Origin of the sequence: Nonomuraea sp. NPDC005730 (assembly GCF_040630865.1) — a bacterium.
Taxonomy (GTDB): Bacteria; Actinomycetota; Actinomycetes; order Streptosporangiales; family Streptosporangiaceae; genus Nonomuraea.
Genome location: NZ_JBEXYK010000003.1, coordinates 1 through 17,332, shown reverse-complemented (window position 1 = coordinate 17,332; position 17,332 = coordinate 1). Strand labels below are relative to the sequence as shown.

Annotated in this window: 10 protein-coding genes; 8 read left to right on the top strand and 2 right to left on the bottom strand. The window is 73.7% G+C overall.

Annotated elements, in window-relative coordinates; translation table 11 throughout:
• The first annotated feature begins 454 nt into the window (after positions 1 to 454).
• From ABZ444_RS05035 to ABZ444_RS05025, 3 genes are read left to right on the top strand one after another with little or no spacing between them, the layout of a single operon-like run.
• Positions 455 to 3,253: a BTAD domain-containing putative transcriptional regulator gene (locus ABZ444_RS05035; protein ID WP_357992848.1), complete on the top strand. Its 2,799-nt coding sequence runs from the start codon at positions 455 to 457 to the stop codon at positions 3,251 to 3,253.
• A complete protein-coding gene (locus tag ABZ444_RS05030; protein WP_357992845.1) occupies positions 3,250 to 6,060 on the top strand; it encodes a BTAD domain-containing putative transcriptional regulator in 2,811 nt (936 codons plus the stop codon). Before ABZ444_RS05035 ends, ABZ444_RS05030 begins: the two co-directional genes overlap by 4 nt.
• Positions 6,057 to 8,864, top strand: a complete 2,808-nt coding sequence (locus ABZ444_RS05025; RefSeq protein ID WP_357992842.1) for a BTAD domain-containing putative transcriptional regulator — start codon at positions 6,057 to 6,059, stop codon at positions 8,862 to 8,864. The genes ABZ444_RS05030 and ABZ444_RS05025 overlap by 4 nt, the downstream gene beginning before the upstream one ends.
• A gap of 2 nt (positions 8,865 to 8,866) precedes the next feature.
• On the opposite strand, the gene ABZ444_RS05020 is transcribed toward ABZ444_RS05025, so the two are convergent.
• On the bottom strand, positions 8,867 to 10,426 hold the full coding sequence (locus ABZ444_RS05020) for a helix-turn-helix domain-containing protein (protein WP_357992839.1): 1,560 nt from the start codon (positions 10,424 to 10,426) through the stop codon (positions 8,867 to 8,869).
• Positions 10,427 to 10,521: 95 nt separating this feature from the next.
• Here ABZ444_RS05020 and ABZ444_RS05015 point away from each other — a divergent pair, with 95 nt between their 5' ends.
• The 3 genes from ABZ444_RS05015 (at position 10,522) to ABZ444_RS05005 (ending at position 14,393) form a co-directional block, all read left to right on the top strand.
• Positions 10,522 to 12,735: a molybdopterin cofactor-binding domain-containing protein gene (locus tag ABZ444_RS05015; RefSeq protein WP_357992836.1), complete on the top strand. Its 2,214-nt coding sequence runs from the start codon at positions 10,522 to 10,524 to the stop codon at positions 12,733 to 12,735.
• Positions 12,719 to 12,952 (top strand): EF-hand domain-containing protein, encoded by a 234-nt coding sequence (locus ABZ444_RS05010; RefSeq protein WP_357700825.1) that lies wholly within the window; start codon positions 12,719 to 12,721, stop codon positions 12,950 to 12,952. Before ABZ444_RS05015 ends, ABZ444_RS05010 begins: the two co-directional genes overlap by 17 nt.
• Before the next feature lie 61 nt (positions 12,953 to 13,013).
• The gene (locus tag ABZ444_RS05005; RefSeq protein ID WP_357992833.1) at positions 13,014 to 14,393 is read left to right on the top strand and encodes an NCS2 family permease; all 1,380 of its coding nucleotides are present in this window, start codon (positions 13,014 to 13,016) and stop codon (positions 14,391 to 14,393) included.
• Here ABZ444_RS05005 and ABZ444_RS05000 read toward each other — a convergent pair.
• On the bottom strand, positions 14,390 to 15,319 hold the full coding sequence (locus tag ABZ444_RS05000; protein WP_357992830.1) for an excalibur calcium-binding domain-containing protein: 930 nt from the start codon (positions 15,317 to 15,319) through the stop codon (positions 14,390 to 14,392). The genes ABZ444_RS05005 and ABZ444_RS05000 overlap by 4 nt on opposite strands.
• Positions 15,320 to 15,483: 164 nt before the next feature.
• Here ABZ444_RS05000 and ald point away from each other — a divergent pair, with 164 nt between their 5' ends.
• Both ald and ABZ444_RS04990 read left to right on the top strand, forming a co-directional pair.
• Complete coding sequence (gene ald, locus ABZ444_RS04995) at positions 15,484 to 16,599, top strand: alanine dehydrogenase (protein ID WP_357992827.1); 1,116 nt, start codon at positions 15,484 to 15,486, stop codon at positions 16,597 to 16,599.
• A 114-nt stretch (positions 16,600 to 16,713) separates the two neighbouring features.
• The gene (locus ABZ444_RS04990; protein WP_357992824.1) at positions 16,714 to 17,208 is read left to right on the top strand and encodes an EF-hand domain-containing protein; all 495 of its coding nucleotides are present in this window, start codon (positions 16,714 to 16,716) and stop codon (positions 17,206 to 17,208) included.
• Positions 17,209 to 17,332: the final 124 nt, after the last annotated feature.

The following is a 17,332-nucleotide window of genomic DNA, read 5'->3' as shown; positions in this document are numbered from 1 at the left end:
GTCGTTGCTCCCTGAGATGATGAAGTCCGAGCAACCCCACATAGGCGAGGGAGAACCCCCCCATGCGTATGCGTATTGCCCTGTCCGCGCTAGCCACCGTGCTCATCGCGGTGGTGACTGCTGGAGGCCATGGTACGGCCGCAAGTGCCGAAACGTCTGCAATCTACTCAGGCCAGGACCAAGCGCACTGCTGCTAGCTAGCTGACTTCATCAAGAGGGGGTGCACGACGCGCCTCTGAGACTTGCACCGCACCCAAGCCTTTCAGGCACAAGCCAACCGCATGGGACAACGGCGTCCCAACCCCGTCGATGTGCCCCCTCTTCCGACATCTGGCCCAGAGCGTACCTGCCGCCGTCTACATTCGATCTACAGTCGTCGGACCGCTTCACCGCCACCGGATTCTGATTACGCTGCCTTGATGAGGGGGACGCGGGGCCGTACCGGGGAGGACGCGTGAGCGACGACATCTACATTCGCCTTCTCGGCGCCGTTCACGCCGAACGCGGCAGCCTGCCCCTCGATCCCGGCCCGGCCCGGCAGCGGGCCACCCTCGCCATCCTCGCCTCGGCCGCCGCCCGGCCCGTCTCCATGCGCCGGCTCGTCGACGGCGTTTGGGGCGACGAGCCGCCGCGCAACGCCGAGCAGAGCGTCTACACCTACGTCGCCGGCCTGCGCCGCGCCTTCGAGCCCGACCGCGGGCGGCGCGCCCCGTCGCGGCTGTTATCGGGCACGGGCGCCGGATACGTCCTGCACGTCGGCCCCGCACAGGTCGACTCGCTCTGCTTCGCCACGCGGCTCGACGAAGCCCGGGCGTGCCGGGGCGACGGCGACGACCGCCGGGCCGTACGCCTGCTGGACGAGGCCCTGGCGCTGTGGCGCGGCCCCGCGCTGAGCGGCCTGACCGGCCCGTTCGCCGAGCGGGAACGCTCCCGTCTTGAGCTCTTACGGCTGACGGCCCTGGAGCAGCGCTCGGAGAGCCTGCTGCACCTGGGCCGTCACCACGAGATCACCGAGGACCTGCGCGACCTGACCGCCCGCCACCCGCTGCGCGAACGCACCCGCGAGCTGCTCATGCTGGCCCTCTACCAGTCGGGCCGCCAGGCCGAGGCGCTGGAGGTCTACGAGGAGGGCCGGCTGCTGCTCCGGGAGGAGCTTGGCCTGATGCCGGGCGAGGGGCTGCGCACGTGCCACGATCTGGTGCTGCGCGGGGGGCCCGCCCCCTGGCGGGGCGCCGGGGTGCCGCACCAGCTGCCGCGCCACCTGGCGGGGTTCGTGGGCAGGTCGTGCGAGCTGGGCGAGCTGGAGAGGCGGCTGTCCCCCGGCGGCGGGCGACCGCCGACCCCGCTGGTGATCGTCTCCGGGCCGCCGGGCGTCGGGAAGTCCACGCTCGCCGCCCAGGTCGCCCACCTGGTCCAGGACCGTTTCCCCGACGGTCAGCTCTTCGTGAACTGCCGCGGCGCGACGCCGGAGCTGCCCGCGCTGACCGCGCTCGACGTGCTGGGCCGGTTCCTGCGCGGGCTGGGCGTGGCGGCCGACGCCGTGCCCGCCGACCCGGACGAGGCGGCTGCGATGTGGCGCAGCCTCCTGCACGGCCGCAAGGTCCTCGTCCTGCTGGACGACGCCGCCGACCTGGCGCAGATCCGCCCGCTGCTGTCCACCCCCTTCGGCACCGCGCTGCTGGTCACCAGCCGCGAGAGCATGCCCTGGGGCGAGGACTCCTACCAGCTCGAACTCGGCCGGATGTCCCCCGCCGAGTCGGCCGCGATGCTGGCCGGGCTGGCCGGGGAGGAGCGCGTGCGGGCCGGCGCCGGTGACACGGCCGAGCTCGTACGGCTCTGCGAGGGCCTGCCACTGGCCCTGCGCATCGCCGGGGCCCGCCTGGCCAGCCGCCCCGACTGGAGCATCGCCGCCATGGCCGGCCGGCTGGGCGACGAGCGGCGGCGGCTGCACGAGCTCGTGGCCGGGGACCTGGCCGTGCGCTCCAGCCTGGCGGCCAGCTTCACGGCGCTCGAACGCAGCCCCCGTCCCCTCGACCGGGTGGCCGCCCGCACGCTGTCCCTGCTGGGCCTCCTGCACGTGCCCGAGATCACCGCCGAGGCCGCCGCGGCCCTGCTCGACGCCGACCCCGCAGACGCCGACCTGGCCCTTGAACGGCTGACCGACGCGCACCTGCTCGACCGCCCCCGGACCGGCCACTACCAGCTCCACGACCTCGTCCGGCTGTTCGCGGGCGAGCTGCGGCCCCGCGACGCCAAGAAGCCGGTGCTGCGCGCGCTCGCGTACTACGCGGCCTCCACGCGGCTGGCCAGCGGCGTCATCGACCCGCACCGCGTCCAGCGCGGCACCGCCCCCGGGACGGCCGCGCACGTGGTGACCGGCCGGGAGGAGGCGACCGCCTGGCTGCTGGAGGAGGAGGGCGTCCTGACGGCCGCGGCCCGCCAGGCGCTCGCCGCCGAGGACGACGACGTCGCGGCGATGGGCGTGGCGCTCACGCTCGCCCTGGAATGGCCCTACCAGCGCAGCTACCGGACGATGGAGATGACCGAGCTCAGCTCGATGGCCCTGAAAGTGTGCGAACGGCTCGGCGACGTGGAGAACACCATGCACGCCCAGGGCCTGCTCGCCAACGCCCTGCGCATGCGGGGACGGATCGAGGAGGCCGTCGAGCACCTGCGCGCCGAGCTGGCCATCGCCAGGCGGCTCGGCGACACCTTCTCCGAGCAGCGCGCGCTGGGCAACCTCGCCAACGCGTACTTCAACGGCGACCAGTACGAGCAGGCGATCGTCTTCGCCGAACAGCAGCTCGCGATCGCCGACCTGATCGGCGCCCGGGTCGGCGCCCGGTACGCCATGCTCATCATCGGCGAGGCCCACCAGGCCCTCGGCCGGGCGCAGGAGGCCCGCAAGATCCTGGCCCTGGCCCTGACCGAGGCCGAACAGGCGGGCGACAAGACGCACCAGGCGCAGCTGCGCGCGGTCCTCGGCCGGGTGCACCTGGATCTGGGCGAGCCGGAACACGCCCTGCCCCACTACCTCATCGCCCTGGAGCTGATCGAGCGGGCCGGTTACCGGGTGGGACGGCTGCGCGACCTGGTCGGGCTGTCTCGTACGTACCGGGCCATGGGCAAGCTCGACCTGGCGCTCGCCCACGTCACCGAGGCGGTGGCCGGCGCGGACGGGCTGGCGGAGTGGGAGACGGAGGCCAGGGAAGAGCAGGCCGCCGTGCACGAGGCCCGCGCGAGGCTCGCATGATCGACGGCATCGGCATCCGCCTGCTCGGCCCGGTGACCGGAGTGCTCGGCGGTGCGGAGATCGACCTGGGGGCCGCGCGGCAGCGGGCGGTCATCGCGATGCTGGCCTCTCCCCCGAACCGCGTCGTGACCATGGGGCAGCTCGTGGAGGGGCTGTGGGGGGAGGGCGCGCCCCCCAGCGCCGAGCAGAGCCTCTACACGTACGTTGCCGGGCTGCGGCGCGCGCTCGACCCCGGCCGCAGACCCGGCCAGCGGTCCACGGTGCTGATCGGCGAGGCGGGCGGGTACCGGCTGCTGCTCGATCCGGCCCGGGTGGACTCCTGCGTCTTCGCCGAGCTGGTGGAGGCGGCCGGCGCCCACCGGCCCGAAGGCGACGGCGACGCGCTGCGCCTGCTCGACCGGGCGCTGGCCCTGTGGCACGGGGTGGCGCTGAGCGGCCTGACGGGCCCGTTCGCCGAGACCGAGCGCAACCGCCTGGACGAGCTGTTCCTCACCGCCTCCGAGGCCCGCGCGGAGATCCTCGTCCGGCTCGGCCGCGCCCGCGAGACCGTGGCCCCGCTGCGGGAGCTGGCCGGCCGCCACCCGCTGCGCGAGCGCCTGCACGAACTGCTCGTCCTGGCCCTGCACGGCGACGGCCGCCAGGCGGAGGCGCTGCAGGCGTTCGAGGACGCCAGGCGGATCCTGGACGAGGAGCTCGGCGTCCTGCCCGGCGAAGGCCTTCGCGCGGCCCACAAGCAGGTCCTGTCCGGCGGCGCGGACGAGGTCGAGCCGGCCCGTCCCGTCGTCCCCCGGCAATTGCCACGCGATCTCACCGGGTTCGTCGGCAGATCCGGGGAGGCGGCTTGGCTGAGGTCCTTGCTGGCGCCGGAGAACGGCCCGCCGCACCCGTTCGTGGTGATCTCGGGGCCACCCGGTGTGGGCAAGTCGGCGCTGGCCGTCCACGTGGCGCACCTGGTCGAGGAGCGGTTCGCCGACGGCCAGCTCGCCGTCGGCCTGCGCGGCGGCACGCCGGGCGTCTCCCCGCTGCCGCCCCACGAGATCGCCGGGCGGCTGCTGCGCGGCATCGGCGTGTCGAACAGCGACATCCCCGCCGACCTGGACGAGGCGGCGGCGATGTGGCGCAGCAGGCTGCACGGCAGGAGGCTGCTGGTGTTCCTGGACAACGCGGCCGGTCTGGCGCAGATCAGGCCGTTCCTGGGCACGCCGCTGGGTGTCACCGTGCTCGTGACCAGCAGGGAGTCCTTCAGCGCCGGGGACGACTGCGTGCAGCTCCGGCTCCGCCGCCTGTCCTCCTCCGACGCCGCGGCCATGCTGACCAGGCTGGCCGGCGCCCAGCGGGTGGGGGCCGACGCCGAGCAGACCGCCACCCTGGTGGGCCTGTGCGAGGGTCTGCCGCTCGCGCTGCGGATCGCCGGCGCGCGCCTGGCCGACCATCCCGAGTGGAGCGTGGGTGCGCTCGCCGACCGGCTCATCGACGAGCGCGGGCGGCTGCACGAGCTGGCCGCCGGAGACCTGGCCGTGCGCTCCAGCCTCGCGGGCAGCCACCACGGCCTGGCCACCGGCTCCCGCCCGCTCGACCGGCTGGCCGCGCGGACCCTGCCGCTCGTGGGGCTGCTGCACGTGCCCGACATGACGGCCGACCTGATGGCCATGCTGCTCGGCACCTCCACGAACGAGGCGGAGCGGGCCCTGCACCGGCTGGCCGACGCCCACCTGCTCGACCTGGCCGGCGGCGGGCGCTACCAGGTGCACGACCTCGTCAGGCTCTTCGCCGGCGAACTGCGTCCCGCGGACTCGAAGGGCCCGCTGACGCGGGCACTGGCCTACCTGGCCGCGTCGGCGCGGTCGGCGAGCGTCACCGTCGACCCGCACCGGGTGCAGCTCGCCCGGCACGTCGAGGGGCCCGCGCGCCGGTTCGCCGACGCCGTACAGGCCCGGGACTGGCTGCAGGAGGAGCGGCAGGCCCTGAACGGCGCGGCCGTCCAGGCCCTGAATTCGCCGGACGACGACCTCGCCGAGCTGGGCGTGACGCTGGCCTTCGCGCTCATCTGGCAGCAGCAGCGGGAGCATGCCGGCCAGGAGATGGTCGACCTCAACACCCTGGCCCTCGGAGTGTGCGAGCGGCTCGGCGATGGGAGGGGGGCGCTCGCCGCGCACGACCAGATCGCCAACGGTCTGCGTCTGACGGGCCGGCTGGAACAGGCGGGGCCTCACCTGGAGGCGGCGCTGGAGATCGCGGTGCGGATCGGCGACTCCTTCGGCGAGCTGCGCGCGCTCGGCAATCTCGCGAACCTCTACATCTCCCGACAGCGGTTCGAGCCGGCGCTGGCCTACGCCGAGCGCCAGCTCGCCGTGGCGCGGAAGGCCGGGGTCCAGGTCGGGATCCGGTTCGCCCTCCTCATGACGGGCAGGGGCCGGCTCGGCCTGGGACGGCCCCGGGAGGCGTACGAGCCGCTGCGCGAGGCCCTTGAGCTGGCCGTCGAGGCGGGCGACGAGACCCAGCAGGCGCTGGCCCGCCTCGTGCTCGGCGAGGTCCTGATCGAGCTGGGTGAACCCGAACTCGCCCTGGAGCACCTACGGGCCACGTTGTCGGTGCTCGTCTCGATGGGCCACCGGTTCAAGGTGGACACCTTCATCTCGATGTCACGGGCCTCCCGCCACCTCGGCCGGCTCGACGACGCCGGGTCCTACGCCGACCAGGCCCTGCGGCTGACGAAGGAGTTCGGTTACGTCCTGTGGGAGAAGCGGGCCGAGAAGGAGCAGGCCGCCGTGCGGGCGGCGATGAGGATCGCGGCGGGCGGCTCGTGAGCGCGCCGGAGCTCGGTCTGCGTCTGCTCGGGCCCGTCTCGTGCGTGCTCGACGGCGAGCAGGTCGATCCGGGACCGCCTCGGCAGCGGGCCGTGCTGGTGATGCTCGCGGCCTCCCCCGGCCGGGTGGTCACCAAGGACCAGCTCATCGAGGGGCTGTGGGGCGAGCGGCCGCCGAAGAGCGCCCGGCAGAGCGTCTACACCTACATCGCGGGGCTCAGGCGCGCGATCGAACCGGCCCGGGGCCCCGGCGCGCGGCCGGCCCTGCTCGTGGGTGCCGCGGGCGGCTACCGGTTACTCATCGAGCCGGACCGGGTGGACGCGATCGCCTTCGCCCGGCTGGCGGAGGCGGCCCGCAGATCGGCCGGGGCCGGCGCCCAGGCCGAGGCGTTGCGCGCCTACGACCGGGCGCTGGGGCTGTGGCGGGGGGCGGCGCTCGGCGACGTGCCGGGGCCGTTCGCCGAGACCGAGCGGGCCCGGCTGGAGGAGCTGTACGTGACCGCCGTCGAAGGGCGGGCCGCGGCCCGGATCCGGCTCGGCGCCGCGGACGAGGCCATCCCCGAGCTGAGGGCCCTGGTCGGCCGGCATCCGCTGCGCGAGCATCCGTACGAGCTGCTCGTGCTGGCGCTCGACGCGTGCGGGCGGCGGCAAGAGGCGCGGCGCGCCTATGAGGAGGCGCAGCGGATCCTGGCCGACGAGCTCGGTGTCGGGCCCGGCGAGGAGCTGCGGAAGGCGTACGCGCTGGTGAGCGCAGGAGCCGAACGCGCGTGGGCAGAGGGGCCGGTCCCCAGGCAGTTGCCGCGCGACCTCAGCGGCTTCGTCGGCAGGCCCCACGAGATCGCCCGGCTGCGGGCCCTGCTCGCGCCCGGTGACGTCGATCCGCCGCAGCCGCCGGCCGTGATCTCGGGAGCGCCCGGCTCCGGCAAGTCCGCGCTGGCCGTGCACGTCGCGCACGGCGTACGGCACCGCTTCCCGGACGGGCAGGTGTTCGTCAACCTCCGCGGCGGGACTCCGAACGTGCCACGGCTGACCCCGCAGGAGATCGTCGCCCGGCTACTGCGCGCGATCGGCACACGCAACGAGGAAGTACCGCCCGGCCTGGCGGAGGCGGTGGCCCTGTGGCAGGCCAGGGCCGCGTCCAAGAGGCTCCTCGTGCTCCTGGACGACGCCGCCGACCTGGAGCAGGTCCGCTGGCTGCTGCCGGCGCCGGCCGGCGTCTCCGTCCTCGTGACCAGCAGGGACTCGTTGCAGGCGGGGGACGATCTCGCCCGGCTCCGTCTGGGCCGGCTCTCGTCCGCCGAGGCGAGAACGATGCTGGCCGGGCTGGCCGGGGAGGGCCGGGTCGGCGCCGACCCCACCGGTACTGCGCTGCTGATCCGCCTGTGCGACGGGCTGCCGCTGGCGCTGCGCATCGCCGGAGCGCGCCTTTCCGACAGCCCGGACTGGAGCGTCGGCGAGCTGGCCGGCAGGCTCGCCGACGCCCGGACCAGGCTGCAGGAGCTGGAGGCGGGCGATCTCGCGGTCCGGTCCGGGCTGGTGACGAGCTGGAACCATCTCACGCGCAGCGACCGCGCCCTCGACCGGGCGGCCGCGCGCATGCTGGCCGTGCTCGGGCTCGTGCACCTGCCCGACCTCCCGGCGGACGCGGCCGCGAGGCTGGCCGGCGTCACAGAGCGCGAGGCCGGGCAGGCGCTGGACCGCCTCGGCGACGCGAACCTGCTCGAACGGGACGCGCGCGGCCGCTACCAACTGCACGACCTCGTACGGGTCTTCGCCGGCGAGCTGGCTCCCGCTGAGGGACGCAAGGCGCCGCTGCTGCGGATCTTCCACTATTACGCCGCCGGCCTGCGGTCGGCCTGCCGTATCGGGGACCCCAGACGGGTCCACTCGGTGCACCTGCCGGTGGCCGGTCCCGGCCGCACCTTCCAGGACGCCGGTGAGGCGAACGCCTGGATCGAGCAGGAGGAGTCCACCTTGCTGGCCGCCGCGGCCCAGGCCATGGCAGATCCGGACGACGACATCGCCCGTACGGGTGCCGCCATCGGCCTGGCCATGTTGTGGCCCCAGCAGAAGGCCTACCGCGTGGCCGATCTGATCTCCGTCGGCAACCAGGCGCTGTCGGTGGCCGCACGCCTCGCCGACGACGAGACCGCCATGCACGCCCACAGCCAGGCCGGAGCCGGCGAGTACTTCAAGGGCGACCTCACCGCCGCGCTGGAGCACCTCGACCGGCACCTGACCCTGGCCAGACGCTTGCGGGACCGCTTCAACGAGCAGCGGGCCCACGGCAGCCTGGCCGCCACGTACGCGAAGGCCCAGAGGTACGACCGGGCCCTCGAACACGGGCTGGCCCAGCGCGAGATCGCCCGGGAGATCGCCTCGGAGGTCGGCGAGCGGTACGCCCTCCTGCAGATCGGCAACGCCTACCGGCACATGGGCCGTCCGGAGGAGGCGGTGCTCGCGCTGGAGGAGGCGGCCGCGATGGCCGGGCGGGCCGGCGACGCCTCACTGGAGGGGCACATGCGTCACGCACTCGGCGGCCTCCAGCTCGACCGCGGTGACCTGGAGGCCGGGCTCGCCCAGCTCGGACGGGCGCTCGACCTCGCTGTGGCGGGCGGCACGAAGCTTCTGCAGGTGCAGTGCCTGATCCAGCTCGCCCGGGCCAGCCGGCTGCTGGGGCGGCGGACGGTGGCGGCGGAACGCCTGGCCGAGGCGGAGTCCCTGGCGCTGGCCCTGGACAGCGCGTCCTGGCTGGAGCGCGTCGCCGAGGAGCGGGCGGCCGGCGCGGCGGACCAGGAGAGGTGACGTCAGCCGGGTGGGTCGGTGTCGCGGAGGGCGAGGAAGAAGTCGACGCGGTCGGACATCGCCGACAGGTCTCTGCCGGTCAGCTCCTCGATCCTGCGGACGCGGTAGCGGACCGTGTTGACGTGCACGTGGAGCCGTTCGGCGCAGGCGTTCCACGAGCCCGAGCAGTCGAGGAAGACGTCGAGCGTGCGCACGAGGCCCGACTGGTGGCGGCGGTCGTAGGCGAGCAGCGGGGACAGCAGCCGGTCGGCGAAGGAGCGGCGCACGTCGCCCGGCACGGTGGCCAGGAGCAGCGCGTGGGTGTAGATCTCGTCGCTGGTGACCACGCCGCCGTCGCGCGCCTCGGCCAGCCGCCTGGCGTGCCCGGCCTCCTCCACGCCGCCCTTGAGCGCGGCGGCGCCGGTCAGCGCGCCGCTCAGGCCGACGCTCAGGCGGACCCCGGGCAGCGCGGCCAGCACGGCGGCCCCGGCCCGCAACCGGGCGGCCAGCTCCCCGGCGCTCCTCCCCCGCAACGCGACCACCGCCACCGCCCCACCGCCACCGCTTCCCTGAGGTGGTTCGGCGGGGACGGGGGCGGCGACGACCTCGCGGGCGAGCAGTTCCTCCAGGATCCGGCCGCCGAGGACGGCGGGGGCGGCGGGGGCCGGGCCGGGAAGGGTCGTCGAGCCCGGATCGGGTCCGCCGGCGGCACCGGGGCGCGGGGCGGTGGCGCTGACCACCGCGTACGGCTCGTCCGCGCCGATGCCGCACGTGCGCAGCCGGGCGTTGAGCTCGGCCACGTCGGACTCGGCCAGGGCGGCCGCCACGAGCTGCCCGGCCAGGCGGCGCTCGACCCGGCGGCCCTCCTCCAGGCGGCCGCGTTCGAGTGCCACGCAGGCGGCCAGCTCGTAGCCGAGGTCGGCGCGGCCCAGCAGGTCGCCGTCGCAGGCCAGGACCCAGCCGGCCGCCCGGTGGCCGCGTCCGACGGCGAAGAGCGTCACGCCACCGGCCAGGGCGGGCAGCCGGGGCGCGGTCAGGTACGCCCTGGCCAGCTCCGCCGGATCGGCGGCGGTACCGACGATCACCTCACCGGACGCGGACAGGACGGCGCCCGTGACGCCCAGCTCGGCGGCGGTCAGCTCGAACAGCCCGCGCAGGTCGGCGCCCTCGGCCAGGGCCGCCACGAGCCTGCGGTGACGCCCGAGCGCGTCGCGCACGTCGCCGGACAGCCGGGGCGCGACCAGCTCGGCCAGCGTGCGGAAGGAGACCTCGACCGGCACCTCGACCAGCGGCAGCCCGGCCTGCTCGCAGGCCGAGACCAGGTCGGCGGGCACGTGCCCGAGGCGGGCCGCGCCCGCGCCGAGGGCGGACACCCCGCCCTCGACCAGGGCGGTGACGAAACGGGCGGAGTCGGCGGCGGTGTGGCGCCACATCAGCCCGGTCAGCACCAGCTCGCCGCCGGACAGGTAGCGCCCCGGCTCGGGCAGGTCGGTGATGTGGACCGTGCCGAACTCGCGCTCCGGGTCGCCGGCCAGCAGCCTGAGACCCAGCTCGTCGATCGCCAGCAGGTCACTGATGCGCACTTGGAGGAATATACAAGCCCGCTCTGTCAAGCGATGACCGGGATTTCACGTCACGGGCATAGGAGGCCGGGCCGGGCCGGTGCTCTACTCGGAGGATGACGGAGACGGTCCACTCCACCAGGTCCGAAGGCGTCGGCGGGTCCGAGGGGGTCGGCACGAGCGCGCGGCGGCCGGACGCGACGCTGAAGGTGACCGGCGAGTTCGCCTACGCCTCCGACCTGTGGCTGGACGGCATGGTGTGGGGCGTGACGCTGCGCAGCCCGCACCCGTCGGCCTGGATCCGGTCGATCGACGTGGGCCCGGCGCTGCAGATGCCGGGCGTGCTGGCCGTCCTGACGCACGAGGACGTGCCCGGCGAGAAGTTCTACGGCCTCGACCACAAGGACCAGCCCGTGCTGGCCATCGACCAGGTCCGCCACCAGGGCGAGCCGGTGGCGCTGGTGGCCGCCGACCATCCGGAGACCGCGCGCAGGGCCGCGCGGGCCATTGTGGTGGGCTACGAGCCGCGCCCGGCGGTGACCGATCCGCGCGAGTCGCGCGAGTACGTCAGGCGCCAGCCGGTGCGCAAGGGCGACACGTTCGAGGCGGAGGTCGTCGTCACCGGCGAGTACGAGGTCGGCATGCAGGACCAGGCGTTCCTCGGACCGGAGTCGGGCCTCGCGGTCCCGGCCGAGGACGGCGGCGTGGACCTGTACATCGCCACCCAATGGCTGCACGTGGACCGCGACCAGCTCGCCCCCTGCCTGGGCCTGCCGCCGGAGAAGGTACGGCTGACGCTGTCGGGCGTCGGCGGCGCGTTCGGCGCCCGCGAGGACCTGTCGATGCAGGTGCACGCGTGCATGCTGGCCCTGCGCCTGAACCGCCCCGTCAAGATCGTCTACGGCCGTGAGGAGTCGTTCTTCGGCCACGTGCACCGCCATCCGGCCCGGATGCGCTACGAGCACGGCGCGACGCGCGACGGCAGGCTCGTCTACGTCAAGGCCGACATCCTGCTGGACGGCGGCGCGTACTGCTCCTCCTCCCCCGCCGTGGTCGGCAACGCCGCCTCGCTGGGGGCCGGGCCGTACGAGGTGCCGAACGTGTGGATCGACGCCGCGGGCGTCTACACCAACAACCCGCCGTGCGGGGCGATGCGCGGGTTCGGCGCGGTGCAGGCGTGTTACGCCTACGAGTCGCAGATGGACCGGCTGGCCGAGGCGTGCGGCCTGTCGCCGGTCGAGATCAGGGCGCGCAACGCCGTCTCCCAGGGCTCGGCGCTGGCGACCGGCCAGGTGATCGACTCCCCCGCGCCGCTGGCCGGCATGTTGCGCGAGCTGGAGGCCATGCCGCTGCCCGCCCCGCGTACGGGGGCGGACCTGCGCGTGCTGCCGGGCGGCGTCTCCCAGACCACGCACGGCGAGTCGGTGCGGCGCGGGATCGGCTACGGCGTCGGCATCAAGAACATCTGTTTCTCCGAGGGCTACGACGACTACTCCACCGCCCGGGTGCGGGCCGAGCTGGTCGGCGGCGAGCCGCGGGTCACCGTGCACACCGCCGCCGCCGAGGTGGGCCAGGGCCTGGTCACGGTCCAGGCCCAGATCGCGCGCACCGAGCTGGGCATCGAGGAGGTGACCGTGGCGACCGCCGACACCGCCGTGGGCTCGGCGGGCTCGTCGTCGGCCTCGCGGCAGTCCTACGTGACGGGCGGCGCGGTCAAGGCGGCCTGCGAGGCGGTGCGCGAGCGGTTCGAGGGGCTGCCGCCGCGGGAGGCGCTGGCCAGGTTCGGGCCGATCGAGGAGACCCGCGAATACCGGCACCGGCCCACGAAGCCGATGGACCCGGTGACCGGCCAGGGCGACTCGCACACGCAGCTCGCGCTGTGCGTGCACCGCGCGGTGGTGGACGTGGACGTCGAGCTGGGGCTGGTCAAGGTGGTGGAGCTGGCCGCGGTGCAGGACGTGGGCAAGATCATGAACCCGCAGGCGCTGGAGGGCCAGATCCACGGCGGCACGGCCCAGGGCCTCGGGCTGGCGCTCATGGAGGAGATCCAGGTACGCGACGGCCGCGTGCTGAACCCGTCGTTCACCGACTACCTGATCCCCACCATGCTCGACATGCCGCCCATGCAGCTGAAGATCCTGGAAAATCCGGACCCGTCCGCGCCGTACGGCCTCCGCGGCGCGGGCGAGCCGCCCACGCTCTCCGCCACCCCGGCCGTCGCCGCCGCCGTACGCGCCGCGACCGGGCTCCGGTTGACTCGCGTTCCGATCAGGCCGGAAGATATCGCCTTGTCCAATCACGGGGAGGTATCCGATGGCGAGCGGTCGTGAAGCCGCCGAGGCGGAGTTCAGTCGCTTCGACACCGACGGCGACGGTCTGCTGACCGCGGCCGAGATCAGGCAGGCCAACGAGGCGCTGGGGGTGCACGGCGCCTCCGAGGAGGAGATCGAGGCGTTCATCAAGGCCGCCGACACCGACGGCGACGGCCGGATCGGCCTGGAGGAGTTCGTCGGCCTGGTCGGCCACGGGCGGCACGAGAAGGCGTGATCATGTCCCCCGCCGGGTAGGTGACCCGCACTCCCCTCGGTCATGACGAGGGGGACGTGTGGTGCTCGACAGACTCTTCGAGCTGACCGGGCGGGGGACGACCGTCGGACGCGAGGTCCGCGGCGGCCTGACCACGTTCATGGCGATGGCCTACATCATCCTGCTCAACCCGATCATCCTGGCCGGCGCGCAGGACGTCACCGGGGCCAGGCTGTCCATCGCCGAGCTGACCACCTCGACCGCGCTGGCGGCCGCGCTCTCGACCCTGCTCATGGCGTTCGTCGGCAACGCGCCGTTCGCGCTGGCCGCCGGGCTCGGGCTGAACGCGGTGGTCGCCTACCAGGCCGCGCCGCACATGACCTGGCCGCAGGCGATGGGCCTGGTCGTGCTGGAGGGCGCGGTCATCATCGTCCTGGCCGTCACCGGCCTGCGCACCCTGATCATGAACGCGATCCCGCTGGCGCTCAAGCACGCGATCAGCGTCGGGATCGGCCTGTTCATCGCCCTGATCGGCCTGGTGGACGCGGGTTTCGTCGCCCGGGGCACCGGCACCCCCGTGCAGCTCGGCGCGACCGGCCACCTCACGGGCTGGCCGGTCACGCTCTTCTGCTTCGGCCTGCTGCTGATGATCGTCCTGTACGTGCGCAGGACCCCGGCCGCCATCCTCATCAGCATCGCGGTCACCGCGGTCCTGGCCGTCCTGGTCAACTCGCTGGTGCCGGTCCCGCCCAAGGAGTGGGGGGTGGTCGTGCCGCACATGCCCGAGTCCCTGGTCGCGGCGCCGAGTTTCGGGCTGGTGTGGCAGTTCGACCTGTTCGGCGGGTTCGCCAGGGCGGGCGCGCTGACCGCGACCGTGGTGCTGTTCACGCTGGTGCTGTCGGGCTTCTTCGACGCGATGGGCACGATCATCGGCGTCAGCGACGAGGCCGGGCTCGTGGACCAGCTGGGACGGGTGCCGCGGCTGGGCCGCATCCTGACCGTCGACGGCGTCGCGGGCATGATCGGCGGTTCGGTCAGCGCCTCGGCCAACACCGTCTTCGTCGAGTCGGCCGCCGGTGTGGGCGAGGGCGCGCGCACCGGTCTGGCCAGCGTCGTGACCGGGGCGCTGCTCGGGCTGACGCTGCTGTTCACGCCGATCGCCGCGGTGGTGCCGGCGGCCGCGGCGGCGCCCGCGCTGGTGCTGGTCGGGGCGCTGATGATGACGCAGTCCAAGAACGTGCCCTGGACCGACATCGAGCTGGCCGTGCCGGCGTTCCTGACGATCGCGCTGATGCCGTTCACGTACTCGATCACGAACGGGGTGGGGGCCGGGGTGATCTCCTACACGCTGATCAAGGCGGCCCGGGGCCGGTTCGCGGAGATCCCGTGGTTGTTGTGGGCCGTCTCGCTGGTCTTCCTGGCCTACTTCGGCATCGACGCCCTCCGGGCCCTGTTCGGTTAGCGGATGTCAGCGCTGTTGCAGGCCACGCCGTTCTGGTCGAGGTCGGGATACCAGGAGTACTCCTCATGCCGTCCGCGCGTGTAGGGGCCGTCGCCGGCGGCCTGGGCCTCCTTGCAGCTCGCGTACCGCTTGTCGGGGACGCGGGCGACGCCCGCGGGGGCGGTCGTGCCGGTGGTCGCGGTGCCCTGGCCGGTGTCCGCGGGCTGCTGGTCGGTGGGCTGCTGGTTCGTCGGCTGCTGGTTCGTCGGCTGCTGGTCGGTGCCCGGCTGGGACGACTGCGGCTGCGCGGGCTGCGACGGATCCGGCTGGGACGGCTGGGACGGCGGCGTGCCGAGCATCCGGACCACCAGCGCGTCGGCCTCCTCCTTGGTGAAGCCCGCGATGCTCAGGCTGTCGCCGTCCATGCTCTGCGTGACGACCGGCGCGGCCAGGACCGTCTTCGGCGTCTGCTCGCCCTCGGGCGCCAGCACGATCGCGACCTGCCGCTGCGTGGACTGGAGCTCGTCGATGAGCCGCACCAGCCGGTCCTTGAAGACGGGCGCGACCGCGACGCGCACCGAGTAGGAGTTGTCGGTCCCCCGAACGGCCTCGATCCGCTGCACGGCGCCGACCGTGACGCCGTCCTCCAGGAGGTAACAGGTGGTCTGCTGCTCGTCGAGCACGGCCGGGTCGCCCGGACAGGGCGCGGTCTTGGTCTCCTTGACCGGCGCGAAGTGGATGGGCGTGGCCAGGCGCTGCGGCGGCGCGCCGCCGAGCAGCGGGCTGTCGGGGCTCCTGGTCATCAGGACGGCGACCGTGCCGAGCACGCCCGCCACGACGACGACGAGCACCAGCGAGACGGTCAGCACGATGGTGGTGAGGCGGCTGGCCTTCGGCTCCTCCGGCTCCTCCGGCTCCGCGGGAGGCGCCTCTACCGGTCTGTCCATCGTTGACGACCCCATCCTGACGTTCGGGCTCGGTGAGCTTATCGAGGACGGGCAGCAGCGGGGTAATCAGCCGAAAAATCCTCACCTATCCGTGAGATCGGAGGAAAAATGGAAATGAGAACGCAGGTTGTCGGCAACTTTCCACGCGAACGAGGGATGACCCCATGAAGGTCGGAGTTCCCCGCGAGGTCAAGAACAGCGAGTACCGCGTCGCACTCACCCCGGCGGGCGTCCACGAACTGGTACGCCACGGGCACCAGGTCCACGTCGAGCGGCAGGCGGGCCTCGGCTCGGCCATCCCGGACGAGGACTACGCCGCGGCGGGCGCCGTCATCGCGCCGCACGCCGACGAGGTGTGGGCCACGTGCGACCTGATCATGAAGGTCAAGGAACCGGTGGCCGAGGAGTACCACCGGATGCGCAAGGGCCAGATCCTGTTCACCTATCTCCACCTGGCCGCCTCGGGCCCCCTGACCAGGGCCCTGCTCGACTCGGGCGTCACGTCCATCGCCTACGAGACCGTGCAGAACAGGGACGGCTCGCTGCCCCTGCTCGCCCCGATGTCGGAGGTGGCCGGACGGCTGGCGCCGCAGGTCGGCGCGTACCACCTGATGCGCTCGCAGGGCGGCAGGGGCGTGCTCATGGGCGGCGTGTCCGGCGTGCGGGCGGCGAACGTCGTGGTGATCGGCGCCGGGGTGTCCGGCATGAACGCCGCCGCCATCGCGCTCGGCATGCAGGCCGAGGTGCTGCTCCTCGACCGCAACATCGACAAGCTCCGCCAGGCGGACATGATCTACCAGGGCCACTGCCAGACGGTCGCGTCGAACACCCTGGAGGTCGAGAAGGCCGTGCTGGAGGCCGATCTGGTCATCGGCGCGGTGCTGGTGCCGGGGGCCAAGGCGCCCACGCTGGTCACCGACGACCTGGTGAGCCGGATGAAGCCGGGCTCGGTGCTGGTGGACATCTCGATCGACCAGGGCGGCTGCTTCGAGGGCTCACGGCCGACCACGCACGCCGAGCCGACGTACCGGGTGCACGAGTCGGTCTTCTACTGCGTGGCCAACATGCCGGGGGCGGTGCCGCACACCTCGACGTTCGCGCTGACCAACGTGACGCTGCCGTACGCGCTGGCCGTCGCGGGCAAGGGGTGGCGCGAGGCGGTCCGCACGGACGCCGCCCTGGCCGCGGGCGTGAGCACCCACGAGGGACGCCTGACCAGCCGGCCGGTGGCCGAGGCGCACGGCCTGGAGTGGTCGCCGCTGGAGGAGGCGCTGGCCTGAGCGGACCCGAACCGGGGCCCGGTCGCGCGAAGCGGGACCGGGCCTTGGCCGGCACCGATCCGCGCGTTACCGTGAGTCGCGAGACCATGACGATCCGTGACAACGGAGGCTTGGATGGATCCGGTGCTCCTGCGCGGCAGCGCGGAACGCAACTTCGACGACCTCGACGCCGACGGCGACGGCTTCCTGACCAAGGACGACTACATCGCGCTGGCCCACCACCGCGTCCGGCGGGCCGGCGGGCGGCCGGACACCCCGGAGGGGAAGAAGGTCGTTGAGGCGTTCCTCGAGACCTGGGACGTCCACGTCCACGCCCTCGACGCCGACCACGACGGCCGGATCAGCAGGGAGGAGTACGTCGAGTCCTTCCAGGCACTGGTGCGCACGGGCGCGCTCGACGGCGTGCTGAACCCCATGTTCCGCGCCACCTTCGACCTGGCCGACCACGACGGCGACGGGGAGCTCACCGCCGCGGAGTTCCGTACCTTGTGGAACCGCGACGACGGGCTCTCGGCCGCCTTCCAGCGGGCCGACGCCGACGGCGACGGCCGCATCTCCTTCGAGGAGTACGCGCACCTGCGCCGCGGCCTGCTCGTCGGTGACCTCTGACAGACCCACTGAACAGACGTGGTGGGGGGCGCCCCGGGCCGGCCCCCCCGCCCCGGGCCCCCGCCCCCCCACGGCGGCCTTGCGCACGTCGAGGTTGCCGTCCGACAGCGCCGCCACCAGCGGC